Below are 20540 nucleotides of genomic sequence, written 5' to 3'. Positions count from 1 at the left end.
ACTGTGCTAGATCAATCGTTCCGGGAGATTTCATGTCCACCACCACCACCGAGCCGATCGCGGCCAGCGGCGCCCCGTACCACCGCGCCTATGCCGGGCAGCGGCGTCCCGCGCTCCGCGGCATCGTGGCGATCGTGTTGCTGCTCGTGGGCTTCGTGGGGCTCGCGCAGCTGTTCCTCGTCGTCGGCGGATACGTCGACCGGGAAGTGTTCGGGCGCTCGGGCACCACGCCCATTACGCAGGCCGCGGGTGCGCTCGCGCTGGCCGCGCTGATCCCGTACTGCATGGTGCTCCAGCGCGTGCTCTACGGGGTGCCGGCCGGATCGCTGCACTCGGTGGCCGGGCGGTTCCGGCTCGACGTCTTCGCACGCGCCCTGCTCATGTTCGGCCCGCTGGTGCTGGTGGCGGTGTCGGTCGGGTCGCTGCTCGAGCCGGGTGAGCAGGTGCCCTGGACCACCGGCGACCTCATCGCCTACTTCGTGATCGGGATGCTGCTGACCCCGCTCGCCGCAGCAGGTGAGGAGTACGGCTTCCGTGGATTCCTGTTCCGCGTGCTCGGCGGGTGGACTCGTGGCGCACGCTCAGGTGCGCTGGTCGGCATCGTGGTCACAACCGTCGGGTTCTCCCTGATCCACGGTTCGCTCGACCCCTACATCCTCACCTCGTACCTGGTGCTGTTCGGATCCCTGGGAATCATGACCTGGCGCACCGGCGGGCTCGAGACGGCCGTCGTCGTTCACGCCGTCTACAACGTTGCCGGGCTCGTCCTGGCCACCGCGCTGCGCAGCGACTTCACCTCCGCACTCGACGACCGCGGGGCGGTGGTGGGATCGCCGGTGTTCCTCATCCCGAGCGCCGCGCTCGTCGTCGTCACGGCCGTGGTGTGGTGGCGCACGCGCCGCGCCGCGCCAACCAGCGCAGCGGCCAACCAGGCGTCGCTCGTTGGACTGCACCAGGTTCGTTGAGCTTGCACTGCGCGCAACCCTTCACATACTCACGGGGTGAATGGCTGACTGGTGAGGTGACCGACATTGATGACCGTCCGGTCGATCGCGTTCGCTTCTTGCAGCTGTCCGGCGGACACGATCTGGGAGATGATTCGCTTCGATGCGTGCTTGCCGAGTGCCGGCGCGATACCTGACGCAATCTGTGGGGTGGTGGCAGGGAAGGTAGAACTGGGAAACTAGACGGAGCAACGGGAAGAAAACTATGCTAGATATTGAACTTGCCGTGGAGGCCGCACTCGGTGAGATTGTCCGGCTTGCGGTTAGCTTAGATACGGACAGCGACGAAGTGCGGGATGGCTTCCCTTGCATCTACGCGAAGGATGACCCGGATCTGCTGATTGCGGAGACAATATGCATCTTTGAGAATTATCCGTCTATCGTTAATGAGGAAGAAGTTTTTCCAGAATTCGTGTCTCGAAACGGGTATGAGTTGGTTTACTACGGCCAAGCATTCATAGACGTTGTCGATGCTGCTCGTGTCCAGTTGGATGGTGACAGCGTTGCTCCATATATTGAGGCATTGAATTACTATCGCGCAAATGATGATTTCATTGATTTCTAGCTGGACCTGCACGATCCGGCCAGTGGCCTGACCCATCCGTTCGTTGCACAGCCCTGCGCAACTCGCGCCGCCCGGCCACATGTCGGTTCGACGCGCACGCCCAACCCAGGCGATCTGCGATGGTCTCCGCGCTGCAACGCTGAGACGGGATGAGCCACCCAAGCCTTGCCTGTGGAGCTTCAACGGGGTGGCGTCTCTTGTCAATACCCGGGGGGCTGTCCGTACGTGCACCCGCCGGGACTGGAACAAAATCACCCCCCTTGTGCAGGATACGATGATCAAAGTTGTTGAAGAAGTGCGACAAGGCCCCGCGGCAACAAGTCGTCAATCTTATGCCGACGATCTCGTGCGATGCGTCGATGTTGTCAAAGGGATGAACGGTCTTGATCGAACGTTTGGCAGGTCCCCGATAGTCGGTCCTCTCTGAGTTAGAGGCCTATGGGTGATTGTTTTCAGTCGATCTCGCACGCCACGGGGTGATAGGTGTGGGTGCATTGGGCAGCGTACTCGGCCGGGGTGAGGTATCCCAGGGATGAGTGGCGGTGCCGGTGGTTGTGGTCGTCTTTGAAGTCGGCGATGACCACGCGGGCTTCGAGCAGGCTGGTCCAGTGGTTGCGGTTGAGGCACTCCTTTCGAAGCCGGTTGTTGAACGACTCGATGTGCCCGTTGTTCCAGGGTGTCCCTGGTCGAATGTATGCGATGCCGATCTTCGTTCCGCAGAACTGTTGCAGCGCATGCGATATGAACTCCGGGCCATTGTCCAGACGCAGTACTCGCGGCGGGCCACCCCACACGGCGAACGTCTTATCGAGCTCGGCGGTCAACTTCTCAGCGGTGATGGACCGGTCGACGATGTTCAGGACTGACAGTCGGGTGTGTTCGTCGATCATCGACGCGATCGTGACGGCCTTGCCGTCGATGGTGGAATCGAATTGAAAGTCCAGTGCCCACACTGTCTTCGGGGCATCGGCCTCGATCTGAGGAACCGAACTCTGTCCGGCACGTTTACGGGGGTGGTAGATCCGGACCTGTAGGCCCTTCCTCCACCCACAGGCGGTGGATCTTCTTCTTGTTGACCACCACCGCCCGGTCATGGCGCAGATGCGCCCAGGCGCGACGAAACCCGTGCACCGGATTGGCCCGCGCATAGGCGCGCAGAGACTCGCGCAGATCGGCGTCAGGATCAGCCGGGGTCTGCGCGATCGGGGTCCGGGCATAGGTGGAACGGGAAAGCCCAACCGCTCTGCACGCCAACCGTTTCGACATACCCAATCGTTCGACGAGCATATCCACGGCACGACGTTTCGCGGCTGGGCTCAGAATCCTCCCTTTGCGACCTCGCGCAGGGCGTCCATTTCCAGTTCGGCATCAGCGAGGAGCCGTTTGAGCCGGCCGTTCTGCTCACGCAGCTCCTTCAACTCCTTCGCCGCGTCGGTGTCCATGCCACCGTAGGAGCGTCGCCAGTTGTACAACGTCGCCGAGGACACCTCCAACTCGGCAGCGACCTCCTCAGACGTCTTACCCGCTGCGCTGAGTTCATCGGCCCGGCGCAGCTTGCGCACAATGTCCTCCGCAGAATGCCGTTTCCGTCCAGCCATCGTCATCGTCCTATCCGCCCAGGTCACGGGCAACACGACTCTAAACCAGACTGGACCCGCTCACGGGGAACATGCCACGCACAGGTGTCCCCGCCGGGCTCGAGGAACTCGCTCAGCTCGGTCGGACTCTGCACTGGCGCCGATTCGACGTCCTCGCATACTTCACCCACCGGGCATCGAACGGGGCATCGGAGGCGATCAACGGGAGGTTGGAAGCGCTACGCCGCAACGCTCTCGGCTTCCGCAACCTCACCCACTACCGCATCCGATCACTGCTGCACTGCGGCAACCTCACCCGAGCACTCGATGCACTCTAAAACCGGAAGAGCCGGTTTACCGGGGACATCCTGGATTCTGACTCTCGCATTGGATGCGAACGTGTCGATTTTGGGCCCCACCTGGGGTTTTGCAGCGAATTTTGGACAGACTTGTCCCTCCCACAGAAGTCAGGTTTTTTTGCTCCGGCCTACTTGCTCTTCTTCTTCGCCTTGGCGAGACGGGCCGCGCGGTTGTTCGCGCGATCCGACACCAAGGGAAGAAGTCGCAACACGAATTGTTGGGTTGCGAGGAGCGAAGCAAGGATGGTCACGTGATGGTTCGCGATAGTCGCTAGCATCGTGGGAACCTCCGCTTCTGGGGGATGGCCCACCAACGGATGTGGTGGGTATGGGCCGCAACGTGGTTCGCTGCGGAGTTCGGGATGCCACTTGGGCATGAAAAAACCCGCTCCGGCGGAGCGGGTTGGTTTTTTTGTCCGGTCAGTCCGGGTAGACGAATCTTCGGGAACGAAAGAGTTCATCTCGACGGTCGGAGGCGGCGATCAGCACGAGCCCGATCTTGAAGAGCTGGCCGCGGGGTCCACGACGGGCCGGCGCCAGATGGCCGCGGCGGACCCAACTGCGGACGGTCGAAGGTGCAACGTCGAAGAGCCGAGCCACCTCGTTAGTGGTGATGAGCCGGTTGTAGTAGGAGTGACGCACGTACAGTTCCGACGACACCGCAGGATCGATCGTTCTGCTACGGGTTTCGTCGCGGACTCTCAACAGGTCGTCGCGATCGTAAAGTGCAGCCCGGTCGCGTTTCCCTTTGCTTTGCAGGTGGCCACGTGAGGCCCACTTCCGGACCGTTTCGGGCCTGACACCCACGATCGCGTAAGCCTCAGATGCGGTGACCAGCTGAGTCGAGGGCAGCGCGGCTGGTACGCGAGGACGTGATTTCGGGGCGGGTCGCGGTGGAACCGGTCGAGGTTGTCCCAGGATGGTGCGGGGTGGAGGAGGTCGAAGTGGTGGACCCTCCCTCAGGGTATCCAAGCGGCACGTCTGTGGGGGTGGCGCGGGACGGACTGCGAACGATCCCCGCAGGTGACGTGCGACTGGCGTTTCGACTGTCGAGGACGCGGACTTCACGAACTCGCCTTGCGCCTTGAGTGCTGCGAGCACCGTCTTGCGGCTGACGCCGAGTTCCTTCGCCAGCTCGTGCACCCGGAACTTGCGTGTCACTGGAACTCCTCACCCAATACGGAAAGTGTGACAGTGCATCGCATGCTGGCCAACGTGAATCGGATCGGCGAACCGTCTAGCCTGCTCAGGGCATAAAAAATCCCACCTAGATCTGAGAGGATTGCATTTTGGACGCACGAAAGCCGCCAACACAACGTTACCGTCAACAGCGGCCGTGGTCAAGCGGCGCTGATGGCGAGCCGCCGGCGCGATCGGAAGATGCCCAGGTCGTGGGCCATGCTCGAGGTGAGGTCGGGTGCGCTGTCACCTGACATGAATGGCGGTTACCGGTGGCTCGCCAGTGCCGGGTCCGGCCCGAACCGCGTCGCCGGGGGCGCCGGCGCATAGGCTGCCGCCCATGCGGGCTCCCTTCGAAGTGGCTTAGGACCTGGCGGAGCACGTCCGGCCCGGTGTCGACGCCTATCGGATGGCGATTATCGACGAGTCCATGGAGGCCGATGGGCATACCCTCGCGATGGAGATCGCCGTCGACGCCGCGGCGACCACCGGTTTGGCGGTGACCCCGGACCTGACCGCCGACATCACCCGGATCAGTGCAGCGCACGCGAGCATTCAAACCAAGCTGTCAAACACGTCGCGGTCCGGACATCCGCGGTGGCCTCGATTCCTGGGGCTCCCCGGGCTTCCGGGATTTCCTGGGCTACCAGGTTTCAGATATTGCCGATATTTTTGTCGACGACCTGCTGGTCGTGCAGTTCGCCCACATACTGCCCGATCAGGCGATGCACTCGACCCGATGAACTGATTTGGCCGACTGTGTCCCCCCATAGGTCATGAATGAAGCGCCCGAGAACGAAGCCAGCGGGGCTGCCGTCGACGCGATATAGGAAGTCAGTCATGCATGGAACATGACGCGTGGATACGACACTTTGATCCAATAAAATTGACCTTTCTGACGGGCGAAGGCAGCTCCCAACGAGCCGAAACCGGAGCCGGAGTAGTAAGGACCCCCAGGAGTAGCCGGGGATACCTAACATGGCTTGGCGCGGCCTACCCGAGGTGCCACGACGCTACGAGGTCTTCCCGGACCACTGGGCAAGCGCAGCCCAGTTGTTCGGGAATCCCATCTCCTCGACCGTTCGGTGTTCGAAGCGAGAGAAACTGCGGTGGACGAGGGTCCCGACTTTCTGTAGCCAGGTGTTGCCCGGGGAGGTCGTGTCGAGGAGGAACGCGATGATGCAGATTGTCATGTAGACGTGTTCGGCCTGATCGGGCGGGATCCCTTCGAACCCGGGTAGGTGGGTGATGACCCGTGTGCCGACGGGGGTGAGCTGGCGGTTCCACAGCCTGCCGTGATGGGCGCAGATGTTGCGGACGACGGTCAGGTGCTCGAGCCAGTTGGCGAGCGGTGGACGGCTGTTCCACTTCTTCTTCTGGTTGTTCGAGATACCCGGATCTCTGGTGATGCCGAACCAGTCTGAGATCCTTCGCTGGTCGGTGGCCCGCATGCCTTCGAACAGCTTCGAGATGTCAGCGAAGTCGAGGACGTCGGTGAGCACCCAGATCGGGAGCTGCCCGCCGTACTTCACGTCGTGGTGGTCGACGAAGTTGTCGCGGCCGCGGGCACGGGCAACTCTGCCGTCCGCTGTGTGGTTCCATCCGTCGTGGTTGAAGGTCGACCGGAACAGTGCGCTGTTCCTGTACGCCTGGGGGTCGTATGCGCCGAGGGTGTAGCCGATCTGGCTGCGCATGGCGACTTCGACCCGTTCCATGCCGCTCAGGATCAGCGTCTTGAGGTGGCGGTCGAACTCGTAGAGCCCGATGACCTCGGTGAATGAGCTGTCGGTCAAGAACCGGTCCGAGCGAACGAGGGTGGCCGGGTCCCGAACGCGGAAGGGATACCAGTAGCCACTGAGGCGGTAGTACCCGACAGCCGCGAGCCAGCGACGGGCCTCGTCCGCGTCGTCGACGGTCATCCCGCGACCCTTGATGCGTGCAAGTTGGTCGTCGAGTGAGAGGAACGGCTTCATCGGTGTGGACACGCCCTGAATATAAATCCGGCCCGCTCCCGGAAGCCGGGGCGGGCCGAACGATTGCACTTAGTATAGGGACACGCCCGATGCGTCGGCAAATCTGCATGTCAGGCCGGGTTCTCGGTGATTCGACTGCGGCAGGCAGCGGCAGCCGTGACATATCGGCTGCTACCGGCCGTCGCGCCGGTGGTGAATCTGAATCATGAACAGCCGCATTGCCGTCAAACCGCCTGAGTCTCCCTGAAGGGTTTAGACGAACTGCGGGTGCACGTGCCGAGGCGCAACTCGTCCATGTGGGATCAGGCCAGTGGGGTGTTGCGCCGCCGCGAGGTTGCTGCCCCCGGGCTCCCGTTTCTCCGGAGGCGAAGGTCTCGGGGAGACCAGGCAGCGGGAGATCGCACGCCTTGCTGAGTTCCTCGAGCGGTTCTTCGGGTTGAGTGGTGGTGGGGACGACACCGGCGAGCCTCGGGCTTTCACGCCGGTGGGTCGACACGGCGAGGATGTTCGGAAGAATGGTGCCCTGAACTGGGAAGATTGAACTTGCGAAGGAAACAATCCAGCGAGTTCGAGGAGCGCCATTCTGGTGAGCGAGTCTACGTCGTCGTACCCACACCTGACCGCCGATGCCACCGGAACCGGTCTCGTGCCGCAAACCGGAGCCGTCACACTCCTTCGCACCGCGGAGGTCACCGGTCTGGGCGCCGCGTTGTCGGAAGCGCTGTCGCCGTGACGGAAACCGTTGGCGCAGTTCGAGCCCGCCGAGATCGTCCTTGACCCCGCGGTGTCGGTGGCGCTCGGCGGTGACTGCCTCGCCGACATCGCCACTCTCGACGAGGCTGGCGCGCACCCGCACACTGATGAACGACGCGATCCGCGACGGTACGGTGGCTGGCTTCGAACCGCTCGTTGATGCCGTGGAGCTACCCGATCCGGGCGATCGGCACGTGCTCGCCGCTGCGATCAAGGCTCGCGCGCAGGTGATAGTCACCCGGAATCTGAGGGACTTTCCCGCTGACGCCCTTACGCCCTGGGACCTGGAGGCCAAGTCGCCCGACGACTTCATCCTCGATCAGATCGACCTGGACAGGACCGCCGTGTACGGCGCGATACAGCGCATCGCCGACTCCAACATGAAGGAGCCGAGGACGGTTGCAGCGGTCCTGCCGAGACTGGAGCGCGATGGACTCATCGAGTCTTTTGCTGCTCTCCGTTTAGGCGGCTGATTCCCCAACGCCACCGTGCCTTGTCGCAGCGCAAATGCGGCTTGCCAGCCAGTAGGAGCGTGTCGCCGCCACACATGTCGTACCCAACTGCGAAGGTAGTCCCGACCGCCCGGTTGGGCGGGCGAGGAGAGCCGCCGCAGCGGGACGAGGAGAGGTATGTCGCCGACCACCAAGGAAGCCCAGCGGGCCGAGGTGCACAAGACGATCTGGCGTATCGCCAACGATCTGCGCGGCAGTGTCGACGGGTGGGATTTCAAGACCTACGTGCTCGGAATGCTGTTCTACCGCTTCATCTCCGAGAACCTCACGGCGTACCTGAACAAGCTCGAGCACGAGGCGGGCGACGTCGATTTCGACTACCCGAAGCTCAGTGATGCCGATGCGGAGTTCGGGCGCCGGGACACCGTGGACGAGAAGGGCTTCTACATCCTGCCGTCCGAGCTGTTCACCAACGTGCGCGCCCGCGCCGCGCGCGATGCGAACCTCAACGAGACGCTCGAGCGGGTGTTCCGCAACATCGAGGGCTCCGCAGTGGGCACCGAGAGCGAGCCGGACCTCAAGGGCCTGTTCGACGATCTCGACGTCAACAGCTCCAAGCTGGGCAACACCGTGGCCAAGCGCAACGAGAAGCTGGTCAAGCTGCTCGATGCGATCGGTGACCTGCCGCTGGGCAACTTCGAGGACAACTCGATCGACCTGTTCGGTGATGCCTACGAGTACCTGATGCAGATGTACGCCTCGCAGGCCGGTAAGTCCGGCGGTGAGTATTACACGCCGCAGGAGGTCTCGGAGGTGCTCACCAAGATCACCGTGGCGGGCAAGACGCGGGTGAACCGGGTGTACGACCCGGCGGCGGGGTCGGGGTCGTTGCTGCTGACGTTCGTGAAGGTGCTGGGCAAGGACAACGTCGGCGGGTTCTACGGCCAGGAGATCAACCTGACCACCTACAACCTGGCCCGCATCAACATGTTCCTGCACGATGTGAACTACGAGAAGTTCGACATCGCCCACGGCGACACCCTGGCCGATCCGCAGCACTGGGACGACGAGCCGTTCGAGGCCATCGTCTCCAACCCGCCGTACTCGATCAAGTGGGAGGGCGACGCCAACCCGCTGCTGATCAACGACGAGCGGTTCGCCCCCGCCGGGGTGCTGGCCCCGAAGTCGAAGGCGGACTTGGCCTTCACGCTGCACATTCTGGCGTGGTTGGCGGTGAACGGTACCGCGGCGATCGTCGAGTTCCCCGGTGTGCTGTACCGCGGGGGTGCGGAGGCGAAGATCCGCAAGTACCTGATCGACAACAACTACGTGGACGCGGTGATCCAGCTGCCGCCCGATCTGTTCTTCGGCACCACCATCGCCACCTGCATCGTGGTGCTCAAGAAGTCGAAGAGGGACAACGGGGTGTTCTTCATCGACGCCTCGGCCGAGTTCACCCGCCAGGGCAACAAGAACAAGCTGCTGCCGGCGAATCAGAACCGCATCCTCGACACCCTCACCGCGCGGGAGGATGTCGAGCACTTCGCCAAGCTGGTGTCGAACGACGCGATCGCGGAGAACGCCTACAACATCGCGGTGTCGAGCTACGTGGAGCAGGAGGACCTGCGCGAGGTTGTCGACATCACCGAGTTGAACAAGGAGATCGCGAGGATCGTGGCGCGCCAGCAGGAGTTGCGTGTGGCGATCGATGAGATTGTGGCGGACTTGGAGGGGGCGGGGTGAGCCGGGTTGATGAGTTAATTAGTGAGTTGTGTCCGGACGGTGTACCGACCGAGCCTCTCAGTTCTATCGGGAAGTGGTTCGGCGGAGGGACGCCCACAAAGGATAGAGCGGATTTTTGGGACGGCGGTAATATACCGTGGGTATCCCCAAAAGACATGGGGCGACGGGTTGTAAATACGACAATCGACACCATCACGGAATTAGCGGTTGCGAATTCATCAACGAACCTTATTCCCGCTCCGTCAGTTGCCGTCGTCGTTCGATCAAGCATCCTTGACCGTGTGTTTCCCACTGCCCTCGTTCCAATTCCAGTAGCGCTCAACCAGGACATGAAGGCGGTTTTCCCTCGGGATGGGATTTTGGCAGGTTTCATTGCTCACATCCTGAGTTCCCGCGGCGGAGATATCTTGAGGAGCTGTAGCAAGTCGGGCGGTTCAGTGACTTCGATCAACAGTGCGCAGCTCTACAGTTTCCGAATTCCTGTGCCACCTCTCGAAGTCCAGCGCGAAATCGTGCAAATATTGGACCAGTTCACTCAGCTGGAAGCAGAGCTGGAAGCAGAGCTGGAAGCGCGGCGGCGGCAGTATCGGCATTATCGAGCGCAGATCGTGTCACGCTCACAGAGCGGTGACCGATTGTCATTGGGCGAACTTGAGAATCGCGGGACTGTCAAGCTCGGCCGCGGAAAAGTCATTTCGAAGATAGATATCGCTAATAGCCCTGGACGATATCCTGTTTACTCATCCTCCGGTTCCGGTACCGGCGAATTTGGTCGATACGGGCTGTACATGTTCAATGATGAACGGATCACCTGGTCCGTGGATGGTGGCGGACGATTCTTTTACCGCCATCCGCACCGTTTCTCGGTCACCAACGTTAGTGGTTGGATGACTATCGACAGCTCGGTTTTGCGTGTGAAGTACCTCTATTACGTTCTGACAGTGCAATGGGAAAGTCAAGTATTTGATTACACGCGCAAAGCTCATCCCTCTGTGATCCGGGACGTGTACGAGCTTTCGGTTCCTCCACTGCACGAGCAAGACAAAGTCGTTGCACAACTGGATGGCTTTGATGCACTCGTCAACGACCTCAGCGTCGGCCTCCCCGCCGAACTCGCAGCCCGGCGCAAGCAGTACGAGTACTACCGGGACAAGTTGCTGACCTTCGACGAGGCGCCGTCGTGACGGAGGCCGCACCGCGCAAATTCGACCCCATCGCCGTCTCGGCGGAGAGCACGGTCGTGGCCGAGTACGTCGCCGATTCATCAGATCAGGCGGCATATCAGTCGGAGTCGGCGCTGGAGAACGAGTTGCTGGCGCTGCTGCAGTCCCAGGCGTACGAGTACCTGCCCATTACGTCCGAGGCGCAGCTGGTGGCCAACCTTCGGGCGCAGCTTGAAGCGCTCAACGCCATCACCTTCAGCGACGCCGAGTGGGCGGCGTTCTTCGGCACCAAGGTGGCGGGGAAGAACGACGGCATCACCGAGAAGACGGTGCGCATCCAGGAGGATCACGTCCAGACCCTCAAGCGCGACGACGGCACCACCAAGAACATCACGCTGCTGGACAAGCAGAACATCCACAACAACAGGCTGCAGGTGATCAACCAGTACGAGGTCGCCGCCGCCGACCCCACGGACGACCAGAGCGCCGGGGGCCGCTACGCCAACCGCTACGACGTCACCATTCTGGTGAACGGCCTGCCGATGGTGCACATCGAACTCAAGCGGCGCGGCGTCGACATCCGCGAGGCGTTCAACCAGATCGACCGCTACCAGCGCGACAGCTTCTGGGCCGGATCGGGCCTGTTCGAATACGTGCAGTTGTTCGTGATCAGCAACGGCACCCTCACCAAGTACTACTCCAACACCACCCGCAGCCAGCACCTCAAGGAGGGGCAGAAGGCGACCAAGGCACGCAAGACGTCCAATTCCTTCGAGTTCACCTCGTGGTGGGCCGATGCGCAGAACAAGCCGATCCAAGACCTCACGTCGTTCGCCAAGACGTTCTTCGCCAAACACGCACTGTTGAGCATCCTTACCCGCTACTGCGTGCTCACCGCCGACCGTCTGCTGCTGGTGATGCGGCCTTACCAGATCGTGGCGACGGAGCGGATTCTCCAGCGCATCGACATCGCTACCAACTACAAGCACCTCGGCACCGTCGCCGGCGGCGGCTACGTATGGCACACCACCGGTTCCGGCAAGACGCTCACCTCGTTCAAGACCGCGCAACTCGCGTCGAAGTTGGCGAGTGTGCAGAAGGTGCTCTTCGTCGTCGACCGCAAGGACCTGGACTACCAGACCATGCGCGAGTACGACCGCTTCGAGAAAGGTGCGGCCAACTCCAACACCTCCACCGCGGTGCTCAAGCAGCAGCTCGAGAACCCAGCTGCGCGGATCATCATCACCACCATTCAGAAGCTCTCGACGTTCATCAAGGCCAACCCCAAACACCCCGTCACCGGGGAGCACGTGGTGATCATCTTCGACGAATGCCACCGCTCGCAGTTCGGCGACATGCATACCGACATCACCCGAGCGTTCAAGCGCTACAACCTGTTCGGGTTCACCGGCACTCCCATCTTCGCCGAGAACAGCGGCAGCGGCGGCAACCCCCAGTTCAAGACCACCGAGCAGGCGTTCGGCGAGAAGCTGCACACCTACACCATCGTCGATGCCATCACCGACAAGAACGTGCTGCCGTTCCGCATCGACTACATCAACACCATCAAGGTCGGCTCTCCTGACGACAAGCAGGTCTCGTCCATCGACCGCGAGAAGGCGCTGCTGGACGACCGCCGCATTGGGTTGATCGCGACATACGTGCTCGACCACTTCGACCAGAAGACCAAACGGTCGTCGAGCTACGAGCACTCGGTGGTCACCAACGTCGCCCAAGCCACCCGCACCCGCCGACAGGCCGAGGCCGTGCGCGCCCGTAAACGGGTGCGCGGGTTCAATGCCATCTTCGCCACCGCCTCCATTCACGCTGCGCGCGTCTACTACAGCGTGCTCAAGTGGGAGCAGGAGAAGCTGCCCGCCCATCGGCGGCTGAAAATCGGGCTCATCTACTCCTACGGCGCCAACGAGGCCGTCGATGACAGCACCGCCGACGGCGGGATACTCGACGATGAAGGCTTCGACACCACCGACCTGCCCACCGATGCCCGCGCCGCCCTCGACGACGCGATCCTCGACTACAACGAGATGTTCGGCACCAGCTACGACACCAGCGCCGACAAGTTCGGCAACTACTACAAGGACCTGTCGCAGCGGCTCAAGAACCGGGAACTCGACCTGGTGATCGTGGTCAACATGTTCCTCACCGGCTTCGACGCCACCACGTTGAACACCCTGTTCGTGGACAAGAACCTGCGCGCCCACGGGTTGATCCAGGCGTACTCGCGCACCAACCGCATCCTCAACTCGGTGAAGACCTACGGCAACATCGTCGCCTTCCGCGACCTCGAGGACGCCACCAACAAGGCGTTGGAGTTGTTCGGCAACAAGGACGCCCGCGGTGTGGTGATCCTGGCGCCCTACGCCGAGTACTACGGCACCTACGCCGAGAAGGTAGCCGAGATGCTCGCGCAGTTCCCGCTGGGTCAGCCGATTGTGGGGGAGGAGGCGCAGAAGGAGTTCATCGCGATGTTCGGGCAGATCCTGCGGCTGGAGAACATTCTCACCTCGTTCGACGACTTCGCCGGCAACGAGATCCTCACCGAACGCCAGGGACAGGACTACCGCAGCGTGTACCTCGATCTGTACGCCGAGTTCCGGGCGGGCAGCGACGCGGAGAAGGAGCTTATCAACGACGACATCGTCTTCGAGGTCGAGCTGATCAAGCAGGTCGAGATCAACGTCGACTACATCCTGATGCTCGTCGCCAAGTACCGCGACAAGCACGGCGGTGATGGTCAGGACAAGGAGATTCGCGCCGAGATCTCCCGCGCCGTCGATGCCAGCCCCAGCTTGCGCAACAAGAAGGATCTGATCGAGGACTTCGTGGACTCGGTGTCCGTGGACGGTGCGGTCGATGACGAGTGGCAGGCCTTCGTCGCCGCCAAACGTGAGGCGGAGCTGGCCACGATCATCGCCGAGGAGAACCTGCGCGCCGACAACACTCGCGAGTTCGTCGAATCGGCGTTCCGCGAGGGCGCCCTGCGTACCTCCGGCACCGAGATCACCAGGGTGCTGCCCCCGGCCTCCCGATTTTCTGCTAGCGGTGGCCATGGGGACGCAAAGCAGCGGGTGATCGCCCGGTTGGCTGAATTCTTCGAGCGATACTTCGGGCTGGCCGGCGGTAGCGCGGACTGATCAGCGCGCCGTCGTGCCTCGCTATCGGTGATCCCGGTCCTGCCGTGCAGGCCGGCGAGTACGTAGTCCAGCTCGAACAGGATCCCAGACCCCCACAGCGGCGAGTACGCCTTCTCAGCGGCCAGCTGCAACAGAAAATCTCGCTGAAGGTTCGGCACAAGAGCACAGGTGTCGAGGACCGCGCGATACACGTTGGCGAGTCTTTCAGACGCCGTGGATGATCAACGCTTTCGCTTCGCCTCGGCGAGCAACTGGGCGACGTCGTCGGCGTCTGCATCCGCGAACTCCTCCGAGCTCTCGGCGATGAACCGGTTGCGCCTGGCGTGCAGCTCCTCGCGGTAAGCGAGAACGTCGGCAAGCCGCAGCTTACGTCGGACCGAGCCGGGCACGTGCGCGTCCAACTCGCCGTCATCGATGAGGCGCACCACCGTAGGGCGGCTGAGACCAAGGATCTCGGCGGCCTGCTGGGTTGAGATTTCCTGGTCGCGGGTCAGGATGCTGATCGACTGGCCGTTGCTGAGGGCGTGGGCGGCACGCTTGAGGACCTCGTGTAGCTGTTCGGTCAGTTCAACGCGGTCGTGTTCGCTCGCGCCGGACAGGAAGAAGGCAGGTTCAGGAGAGGTCCCGTGACGAGCCTCATGGGCTTCGATGAAGCTGAGCACGTCGGCAAGCCCAGTGGCATCGGCCGGAACTGGGCTGACGATGTCCGCAGACGCGCTGCTCATGAGTCTCACTTCCTTCCATCCGAGGCGTGCCGGAATCACCACACTAGCGCAGTTACGAAAGTTACGAAAGTGCCGGTGGTGGCGCTCAGTCGGCCAGGAGTGCCGGTGCCTGCCGGTAGAGTCACGCGCGTGCGAGTACTGGTGATCGGATCCGGCGGCCGCGAACACGCGCTGTTGGTGGGACTCTCAGCTGATCCGCAGGTCAGCGAACTGCATGTAGCCCCTGGCAACGCTGGTACTGCTGCGGTGGCCACCAACCACCCGGTCGATGCGAGCAACGCCGACGCGGTGGTGGCGTTGGCCCGACACGTGGCTGCCGATCTGGTGGTCATCGGGCCTGAGGTTCCGTTGGTGCTTGGTGTGGCCGATGCGTTGCGTGCTGCGGGGTTCGCGACGTTCGGGCCCAGCGCTGCTGCCGCCCGAATAGAAGGTTCCAAAGCGTTCGCCAAAGATGTGATGGCCGCGGCCGGGGTGCGCACCGCCCACAGCGAAGTCGTCGACACCCCCGCCCGCCTCGACGCCGCGCTGGACCGGTTCGGTCCCACCTGGGTGGTCAAGGACGACGGGTTGGCCGCAGGCAAGGGCGTGGTGGTCACCCCCGACCGCGACGCCGCCCGCGCGCACGCCGCCGACCTCCTCGAAGGCGGGCATCCAGTACTGCTGGAGTCGTTCCTCGACGGCCCCGAGGTGTCGCTGTTTTGCCTGGTGGACGGCACTACCGTGGTGCCGCTGCTACCGGCCCAAGACCACAAACGCGTCGGCGACGGCGACCGCGGCCCCAACACCGGCGGTATGGGCGCCTACACCCCGCTGCCGTGGCTACCCGACGGCATGGTGGCGCGCATCGTGGACGAGGTGGTGTCACCGGTGGTAGCGGAGATGTCCTCTCGCGCAACCCCGTTCACCGGACTGCTGTACGCAGGCCTGGCCATCGGGGCGCACGGTCCAGCGGTGGTGGAGTTCAACTGCCGCTTCGGCGACCCCGAAACCCAGGCCGTGCTGGCGCTGCTGGAATCGCCACTGGGACTAGCCCTGCACGCCGCCGCCACCGGCACCCTCGCGGACTTCGGGCCGCTGTCGTGGCGGGCCGGTGCCGCGGTGACCGTGGTGGTGGCCGCCGAGAACTACCCGGGCACCCCCCGCACCGGCGACGTCATCACCGGCGCGGACACCCCCGGCATCCTGCACGCGGGCACTGCGCTCAACGCTGAAGGGGCGGTGGTGTCGGCCGGCGGTCGGGTACTCAGCGTCGTCGGCGTGGGTGCCGACCTGGCCGCTGCCCGCGCGCAGGCTTACGATCGCATCGCAGCGGTGAAACTGCCTGGCTCCCATCATCGTTCGGACATCGGGCTGGCCGCGCTCGAAGGTCGCATCACCATCCCGAGCTGACCGCGATGTTGCGGCGTCTCATCTTTCTCCCGCCACCACCCGAGGCCGCCGCGCAAGCGCCGTTGGCCGGGTCGCCCACCATCACCACCGCGACCGGGCGCGCCCTGGTCCTCGGCGCCGACACCGCGCCGGCGACCATGGTGTTCTTGCACGGCAACGCCGAAGACGCACGAGAGTTGATCGGGCTGATCCCGTTCCTGCGGGCGGGTTTTCGGGTGGTCATTCCCGAGTACCCCGGCTACGGCATCGCCGCCGACCTACCCCGACCCACCGAACGCAGCGTCTACACCGCGGTTGAGGAGATCCTGAACCACATGGCACCGGTCACCGGGCCACTGGTGATCGTCGGACATTCGTTGGGCTCGGCGGTGGCCACCGAGATGGCCGTGCGCGGCCACGGCACCCACCTGGTGCTCACCGCCCCCTTCACCAGCGTCAACGGCATCGCCCGCACCGTGTTTCGGTTCACCCCGGCGTGGATCTCGCGCGACCGGTTCGACACCCTCGGCAAGGCCCACCGGGTGACCCAACCCGCGCTGTTGATCCGCGGGGCCCAGGACGAGATGCTGCCACAGTCGATGACCGATGCTGTGGCGCAACGCATTCCGAACTCGCAGACGGCGTCGGTGGCGGGGCGTGGACACAACGACCTGTGGTCGCCGCCGTCGCCGGTCACCGAGCTGATCACCCGCTTCGTCTTCGGCTGACGGTGGGGCCCAGAGCTACTGTGAGACCCATGGCACGCGCAGCATCGCACCGATCCGACATCGAGATGTTCCACGTAATGGACGTCCTCGCTGCCGCTGCAGCCCGCCGCGAGCAGGGCTTGGAGGTGGTGTCGCTGGCCGCTGGACAACCGTCCACGCCCGCCCCGGCGCCGGTGCTGGCCGCAGTACGGGCGGCTCTGGACGCCGACCCGCTGGGATACACCGAATCTTTGGGCACCAGCGCATTACGTGAAGCGATCGCCGGTCATCACCGCCGCCTGCACGGCATCGACGTGAGCGCATCCGACGTGGTGGTCACCACCGGCTCATCGGGTGCGTTCACGCTGATCTTCCTGGCCGCCTTCGACATCGGCGACCAGGTGGCCATGGCGCGCCCCGGATACCCCGCCTACCGCAACACGTTGGCCGCCCTGGGCTGCGAGGTGATCGAACTCGACTGCGGTCCCGCCACCCGATACGCGCCCACCCCGGCGATGCTCGATGCGCTCGACTCACCGCCGGCCGGGCTGATCGTGGCCAGCCCGGCCAACCCCACCGGAACCGTGTTGGCCCCTGACGAGTTGGCCGCGCTGGCTCGCTGGTGCGACGCGCACGGCACCCTGTTGATCTCCGACGAGATCTACCATGGCATTGAATACGGAATCGAATACGGTTCTGCCGGTGACGATTCGCCCATACCGGCCACCTCTTCCGCGTGGTCCACCTCGCGTGAATCGGTGGTGGTCGGGTCGGTGTCGAAGTACTTCTCCATGACCGGGTGGCGGCTGGGCTGGATGCTGGTGCCGGCGCGCTATCGGCGCGCGGTGGAGCGGCTCACCGCGAACATGACCATCTGCCCACCGGCCATCGCCCAGGCCGGGGCGCTGGCCGCGTTCGGACCGGAGTCAATTGCCGAGTGCAACAGTCACGTTCGGCGTTACGCCACGAACCGGCGGCTGCTGCTCGACGGTCTGGCCGGCCTCGGGGTGACCGACATCGCCCCGCCCGACGGCGCGTTCTACCTCTACGCCGACATCGCCCATCTCACCGACGACTCGTTGACGTGGTGTCGAGATGTGTTGGCCGAAACCGGGGTGGCCGTCACGCCTGGCGTCGACTTCGACTCGGTTGCCGGTGGCCACACGGTGCGGATGAGTTTCGCCGGCAGTACCGCCGAGGTGGACCGCGCATTGGACTTGTTGCAACCTGTGCTGCGTCGGTCCTGAAATCCCCAATTTCTCAGAAATCCCTGTCGTCTGCGCGACGGTTTGGCACCATGGGCCCGATGACGTCGGCACCCACCCCCAAAGGTGAGCGGCGGCGGATGAAGCTCATCGCCGCCGCCGGGGACCTGTTGTTGGAGAATGGGTTCGACGCGGTTCGGCACCGGGCGGTGGCCGAGCGGGCGGGGCTGCCCTTGGCATCGACGACTTACTATTTCGCATCACTCGAAGAGCTGATCGTGGAGGCTGTCCGCCACGTGTGCGAGCGCGATCAGTTGGCCATCGCGGCCCGGTCGGAGTCGGTGACCCGGCGTCGGCGGGGCTGCGAGGCCACCGCCGAGGCGTTGGCGGATGTGTTCATCGGCGACCGCACTCGGCGCGACGCACTGGCAGCCCGCTACGAGATGGTGGTGGCGGCGGCCCGCACGCCCCGGCTGCAACCGCTGGTGGCCGAGCATCGCAGCAAACTGGCAGGCTGGCACTGCGCGGTGCTGGCCAAATCAGGACGCGCCGGTGACCCGGGTGCGGTGAGTGCCCTGATGGCCGTGGAGGACGGAGTGGTGGTGGGGGCGCTGGCCGCCGACACCGGTGATGTGGTGGGTGCCGCCCGCCACGCGCTGGCCGAGGTGCTCGACGTGCTGGCGCCGCCGCAGAACGCAGGGGTTGCGATCATCTGATCGGCGCGGGAGGGGACAATGGGCGCCGTGACCACCACACCGCAGATCGCCAATGTCCTGGCCAGTCGCTACGCCTCGGCCGACCTCGTCGACCTGTGGTCGCCGCGCCACAAGATCGTGTTGGAGCGTCAACTGTGGATCGCGGTGCTGCGCGCCCAACGCGACCTCGGGGTGGACGTCCCCGACGGTGTGATCGAGGACTACGAGCGGGTGGTCGACGAGATCGACCTGGCCTCGATCGCCAATCGTGAGCGCGTCACCCGTCATGACGTGAAGGCTCGCATCGAGGAGTTCAATGCACTCGCCGGACATGAACACGTCCACAAGGGGATGACAAGCCGCGACCTCACCGAGAACGTCGAGCAGTTGCAGATCCTGCGGTCGCTGCAGCATGTGCACTCCCACGGGGTGGCGGTGGCCGCGCGGTTGGCGCAGCGGGCCGCCGAGTACTCGTCGGTGGTGATGGCCGGGCGCAGCCACAACGTGGCCGCACAAGCCACCACGCTGGGTAAGCGATTCGCCTCTGCTGCAGAGGAAGTGGTGATCGCGCTCAGCCGCCTGGCCGAGCTGATCGACCGATATCCGTTGCGCGGCATCAAGGGTCCGATGGGTACGTCGCAGGACATGCTGGACCTGTTGGACGGTGACGCCGTCAAACTGTCGCAGTTGGAGGCGAAAGTAGCTGAGCACCTCGGCTTCTCGCGATCTCTGACGTCGGTGGGGCAGGTGTATCCCCGGTCCTTGGATCACGATGTGCTCTCGGCCCTGGTGCAGGTGGCGGCGGGTCCGTCGTCGCTGGCGCACACCATCCGGCTGATGGCCGGCCACGAGTTGGTGACCGAGGGTTTCCAACCAGGGCAGGTCGGCAGTTCGGCCATGCCGCACAAGATGAACACCCGCAGCTGCGAACGGGTCAACGGGTTGGCGGTCATCCTGCGTGGCTACGGGTCGATGGCCGCGGAACTGGCTGGGGCGCAATGGAATGAAGGCGACGTCTTCTGTTCGGTGGTGCGCCGCGTGGCGTTGCCCGACGCCTTCTTCGCCATCGACGGGTTGATGGAAACCTTCCTGACTGTGCTTGCGGAGTTCGGTGCGTATCCGGCGGTGATCGCCAAGGAACTCGACCGGTATCTGCCGTTTTTGGCCACCACCAAGGTGCTGATCGCGGCGGTGCGCGCCGGGGTGGGGCGCGAGACTGCGCATGAGGCCATCAAAGAGAACGCGGTGGCCGTGGCGTTGGCGATGCGTGAGCAGGGCCGTGAGCCGGACCTGATCGACCGGTTGGCTGCCGATGAGCGGCTACCGCTGGACCGGGATGCGCTCGAAGCAGCACTTGCTGACAAGCACGCCTTCATCGGGGCGGCGGAGCAGCAGGTGGCCGACGTGGTGGCGATGGTCGATGAGTTGGTCGCCCGCTACCCCGAGGCGGCCGCCTACGCCCCGGCGCCGATTCTCTGACCGATCAGGGTCTGATCGGCGATCGGTAGTCGATGACGCGGATGATGATCGGTTCGGGATCGGGTGGCCGCGCCGCGTGTTCGGCGAGTACCAGTTCAAGGCGGTGCTCGATGTCGGACCAGTCAGGGTCCACTGGCGCGTTCTCTTCGAGTATTCGGTGGGGTTGGTGGAGGTGGTTGGTGCAGGGTGGGTTGGTGGTGCCGTTGGCGGTCCAGCCGTAGCGGCCGCGGTCGGGTCCGGTGGTGATTTTGACGGTCTGCCAGCCGCCGGGGTTGTTGTGGACGGCGCGGTTGTGGGGTCCGCAGGCGGGGGCGAGGTGGGTGGAGTTGGTGAGTCCGCCTGCGGCCCAGTCGGTTTCGGCGTGGTGGGCTTCGGTGTGGGTGAAGGGTGCGGGGCAGGCCGGCGTCGAGCAGCCGCCGTACATTGTGAACAGCAGGA

General features: G+C 63.9%; 14 protein-coding genes and 6 pseudogenes. 13 read left to right on the top strand and 7 right to left on the bottom strand.

The genetic code is table 11. The features are described 5' to 3' along the window. Positions 1–32: 32 nt before the first annotated feature. Positions 33–965 (top strand): CPBP family intramembrane glutamic endopeptidase, encoded by a 933-nt coding sequence (locus KIK15_RS08955; RefSeq protein WP_214243885.1) that lies wholly within the window; start codon positions 33–35, stop codon positions 963–965. A 265-nt stretch (positions 966–1230) separates the two neighbouring features. Beyond that, on the top strand, positions 1231–1569 hold the full coding sequence (locus tag KIK15_RS08950; RefSeq protein ID WP_214243884.1) for a hypothetical protein: 339 nt from the start codon (positions 1231–1233) through the stop codon (positions 1567–1569). 452 nt (positions 1570–2021) lie between these two features. Here the strand turns inward: KIK15_RS08950 and KIK15_RS08945 are convergent. Then, a pseudogene (locus tag KIK15_RS08945) lies at positions 2022–3167 on the bottom strand (IS3 family transposase). A gap of 80 nt (positions 3168–3247) precedes the next feature. Between KIK15_RS08945 and KIK15_RS08940 the strand changes: the two are divergent. Further along, positions 3248–3484: pseudogene (locus KIK15_RS08940) on the top strand (transposase); the annotation flags it as partial. Positions 3485–3925: 441 nt separating this feature from the next. Here KIK15_RS08940 and KIK15_RS18370 read toward each other — a convergent pair. The 4 genes and pseudogenes from KIK15_RS18370 to KIK15_RS08925 all read right to left on the bottom strand — a co-directional run. Further along, positions 3926–4111, bottom strand: a pseudogene (locus KIK15_RS18370) (MerR family DNA-binding transcriptional regulator); the annotation flags it as partial. Between the two features lie 246 nt (positions 4112–4357). Beyond that, positions 4358–4666 (bottom strand): annotated as a pseudogene (locus KIK15_RS18885) (translation initiation factor IF-2 N-terminal domain-containing protein); the annotation flags it as partial. 671 nt (positions 4667–5337) lie between these two features. Further along, positions 5338–5526 (bottom strand): hypothetical protein, encoded by a 189-nt coding sequence (locus tag KIK15_RS08930; protein ID WP_214243882.1) that lies wholly within the window; start codon positions 5524–5526, stop codon positions 5338–5340. Positions 5527–5697: 171 nt separating this feature from the next. Further along, positions 5698–6669: an Abi family protein gene (locus tag KIK15_RS08925; RefSeq protein ID WP_214243881.1), complete on the bottom strand. Its 972-nt coding sequence runs from the start codon at positions 6667–6669 to the stop codon at positions 5698–5700. A gap of 574 nt (positions 6670–7243) precedes the next feature. On the opposite strand from KIK15_RS08925, the pseudogene KIK15_RS18360 reads away from it, so the two are divergent. The 5 genes and pseudogenes from KIK15_RS18360 to KIK15_RS08900 form a co-directional block, all read left to right on the top strand. After that, a pseudogene (locus tag KIK15_RS18360) lies at positions 7244–7510 on the top strand (IS1380 family transposase); the annotation flags it as partial. Between the two features lie 7 nt (positions 7511–7517). Then, a complete protein-coding gene (locus tag KIK15_RS08915; RefSeq protein ID WP_214243879.1) occupies positions 7518–7883 on the top strand; it encodes a PIN domain-containing protein in 366 nt (121 codons plus the stop codon). A 156-nt stretch (positions 7884–8039) separates the two neighbouring features. Continuing rightward, on the top strand, positions 8040–9605 hold the full coding sequence (locus KIK15_RS08910) for a type I restriction-modification system subunit M (RefSeq protein WP_214243878.1): 1566 nt from the start codon (positions 8040–8042) through the stop codon (positions 9603–9605). Further along, positions 9602–10789 (top strand): restriction endonuclease subunit S, encoded by a 1188-nt coding sequence (locus tag KIK15_RS08905; protein WP_214243877.1) that lies wholly within the window; start codon positions 9602–9604, stop codon positions 10787–10789. Before KIK15_RS08910 ends, KIK15_RS08905 begins: the two co-directional genes overlap by 4 nt. Further along, complete coding sequence (locus KIK15_RS08900) at positions 10786–13923, top strand: type I restriction endonuclease subunit R (RefSeq protein ID WP_214243876.1); 3138 nt, start codon at positions 10786–10788, stop codon at positions 13921–13923. The genes KIK15_RS08905 and KIK15_RS08900 overlap by 4 nt, the downstream gene beginning before the upstream one ends. A gap of 221 nt (positions 13924–14144) precedes the next feature. Here KIK15_RS08900 and KIK15_RS08895 read toward each other — a convergent pair whose 3' ends face one another. Next, positions 14145–14648: an excisionase family DNA-binding protein gene (locus KIK15_RS08895; protein ID WP_214243875.1), complete on the bottom strand. Its 504-nt coding sequence runs from the start codon at positions 14646–14648 to the stop codon at positions 14145–14147. 129 nt (positions 14649–14777) lie between these two features. On the opposite strand from KIK15_RS08895, the gene purD reads away from it, so the two are divergent. From purD to purB, 5 genes are read left to right on the top strand one after another with little or no spacing between them, the layout of a single operon-like run. Further along, positions 14778–16037 carry a phosphoribosylamine--glycine ligase gene (purD, locus tag KIK15_RS08890; protein WP_214243874.1) on the top strand — a complete coding sequence of 420 codons (1260 nt, stop codon included), beginning with the start codon at positions 14778–14780 and terminating at the stop codon, positions 16035–16037. A 5-nt stretch (positions 16038–16042) separates the two neighbouring features. Further along, entirely contained in the window at positions 16043–16744 is a 702-nt protein-coding gene (locus tag KIK15_RS08885) for an alpha/beta fold hydrolase (protein ID WP_214243873.1), read from the top strand. 29 nt (positions 16745–16773) lie between these two features. Next, positions 16774–17970, top strand: coding sequence for an aminotransferase class I/II-fold pyridoxal phosphate-dependent enzyme (locus KIK15_RS08880; protein WP_214243872.1), 1197 nt, complete (start codon positions 16774–16776; stop codon positions 17968–17970). A 50-nt stretch (positions 17971–18020) separates the two neighbouring features. Then, positions 18021–18644 carry a TetR/AcrR family transcriptional regulator gene (locus KIK15_RS08875; protein ID WP_214243871.1) on the top strand — a complete coding sequence of 208 codons (624 nt, stop codon included), beginning with the start codon at positions 18021–18023 and terminating at the stop codon, positions 18642–18644. 27 nt (positions 18645–18671) lie between these two features. Beyond that, positions 18672–20102, top strand: a complete 1431-nt coding sequence (gene purB, locus KIK15_RS08870) for an adenylosuccinate lyase (RefSeq protein WP_374222839.1) — start codon at positions 18672–18674, stop codon at positions 20100–20102. A 4-nt stretch (positions 20103–20106) separates the two neighbouring features. Here the strand turns inward: purB and KIK15_RS08865 are convergent. Beyond that, positions 20107–20540: pseudogene (locus KIK15_RS08865) on the bottom strand (hypothetical protein); the annotation flags it as partial.

This window comes from Williamsia sp. CHRR-6 (genome assembly GCF_018474015.1).
In the GTDB taxonomy this organism is placed as follows: domain Bacteria; phylum Actinomycetota; class Actinomycetes; order Mycobacteriales; family Mycobacteriaceae; genus Williamsia_A.
The sequence above is the reverse complement of the archived record's forward strand: the minus strand, read 5'-3'. Positions and strand labels throughout refer to the sequence as shown.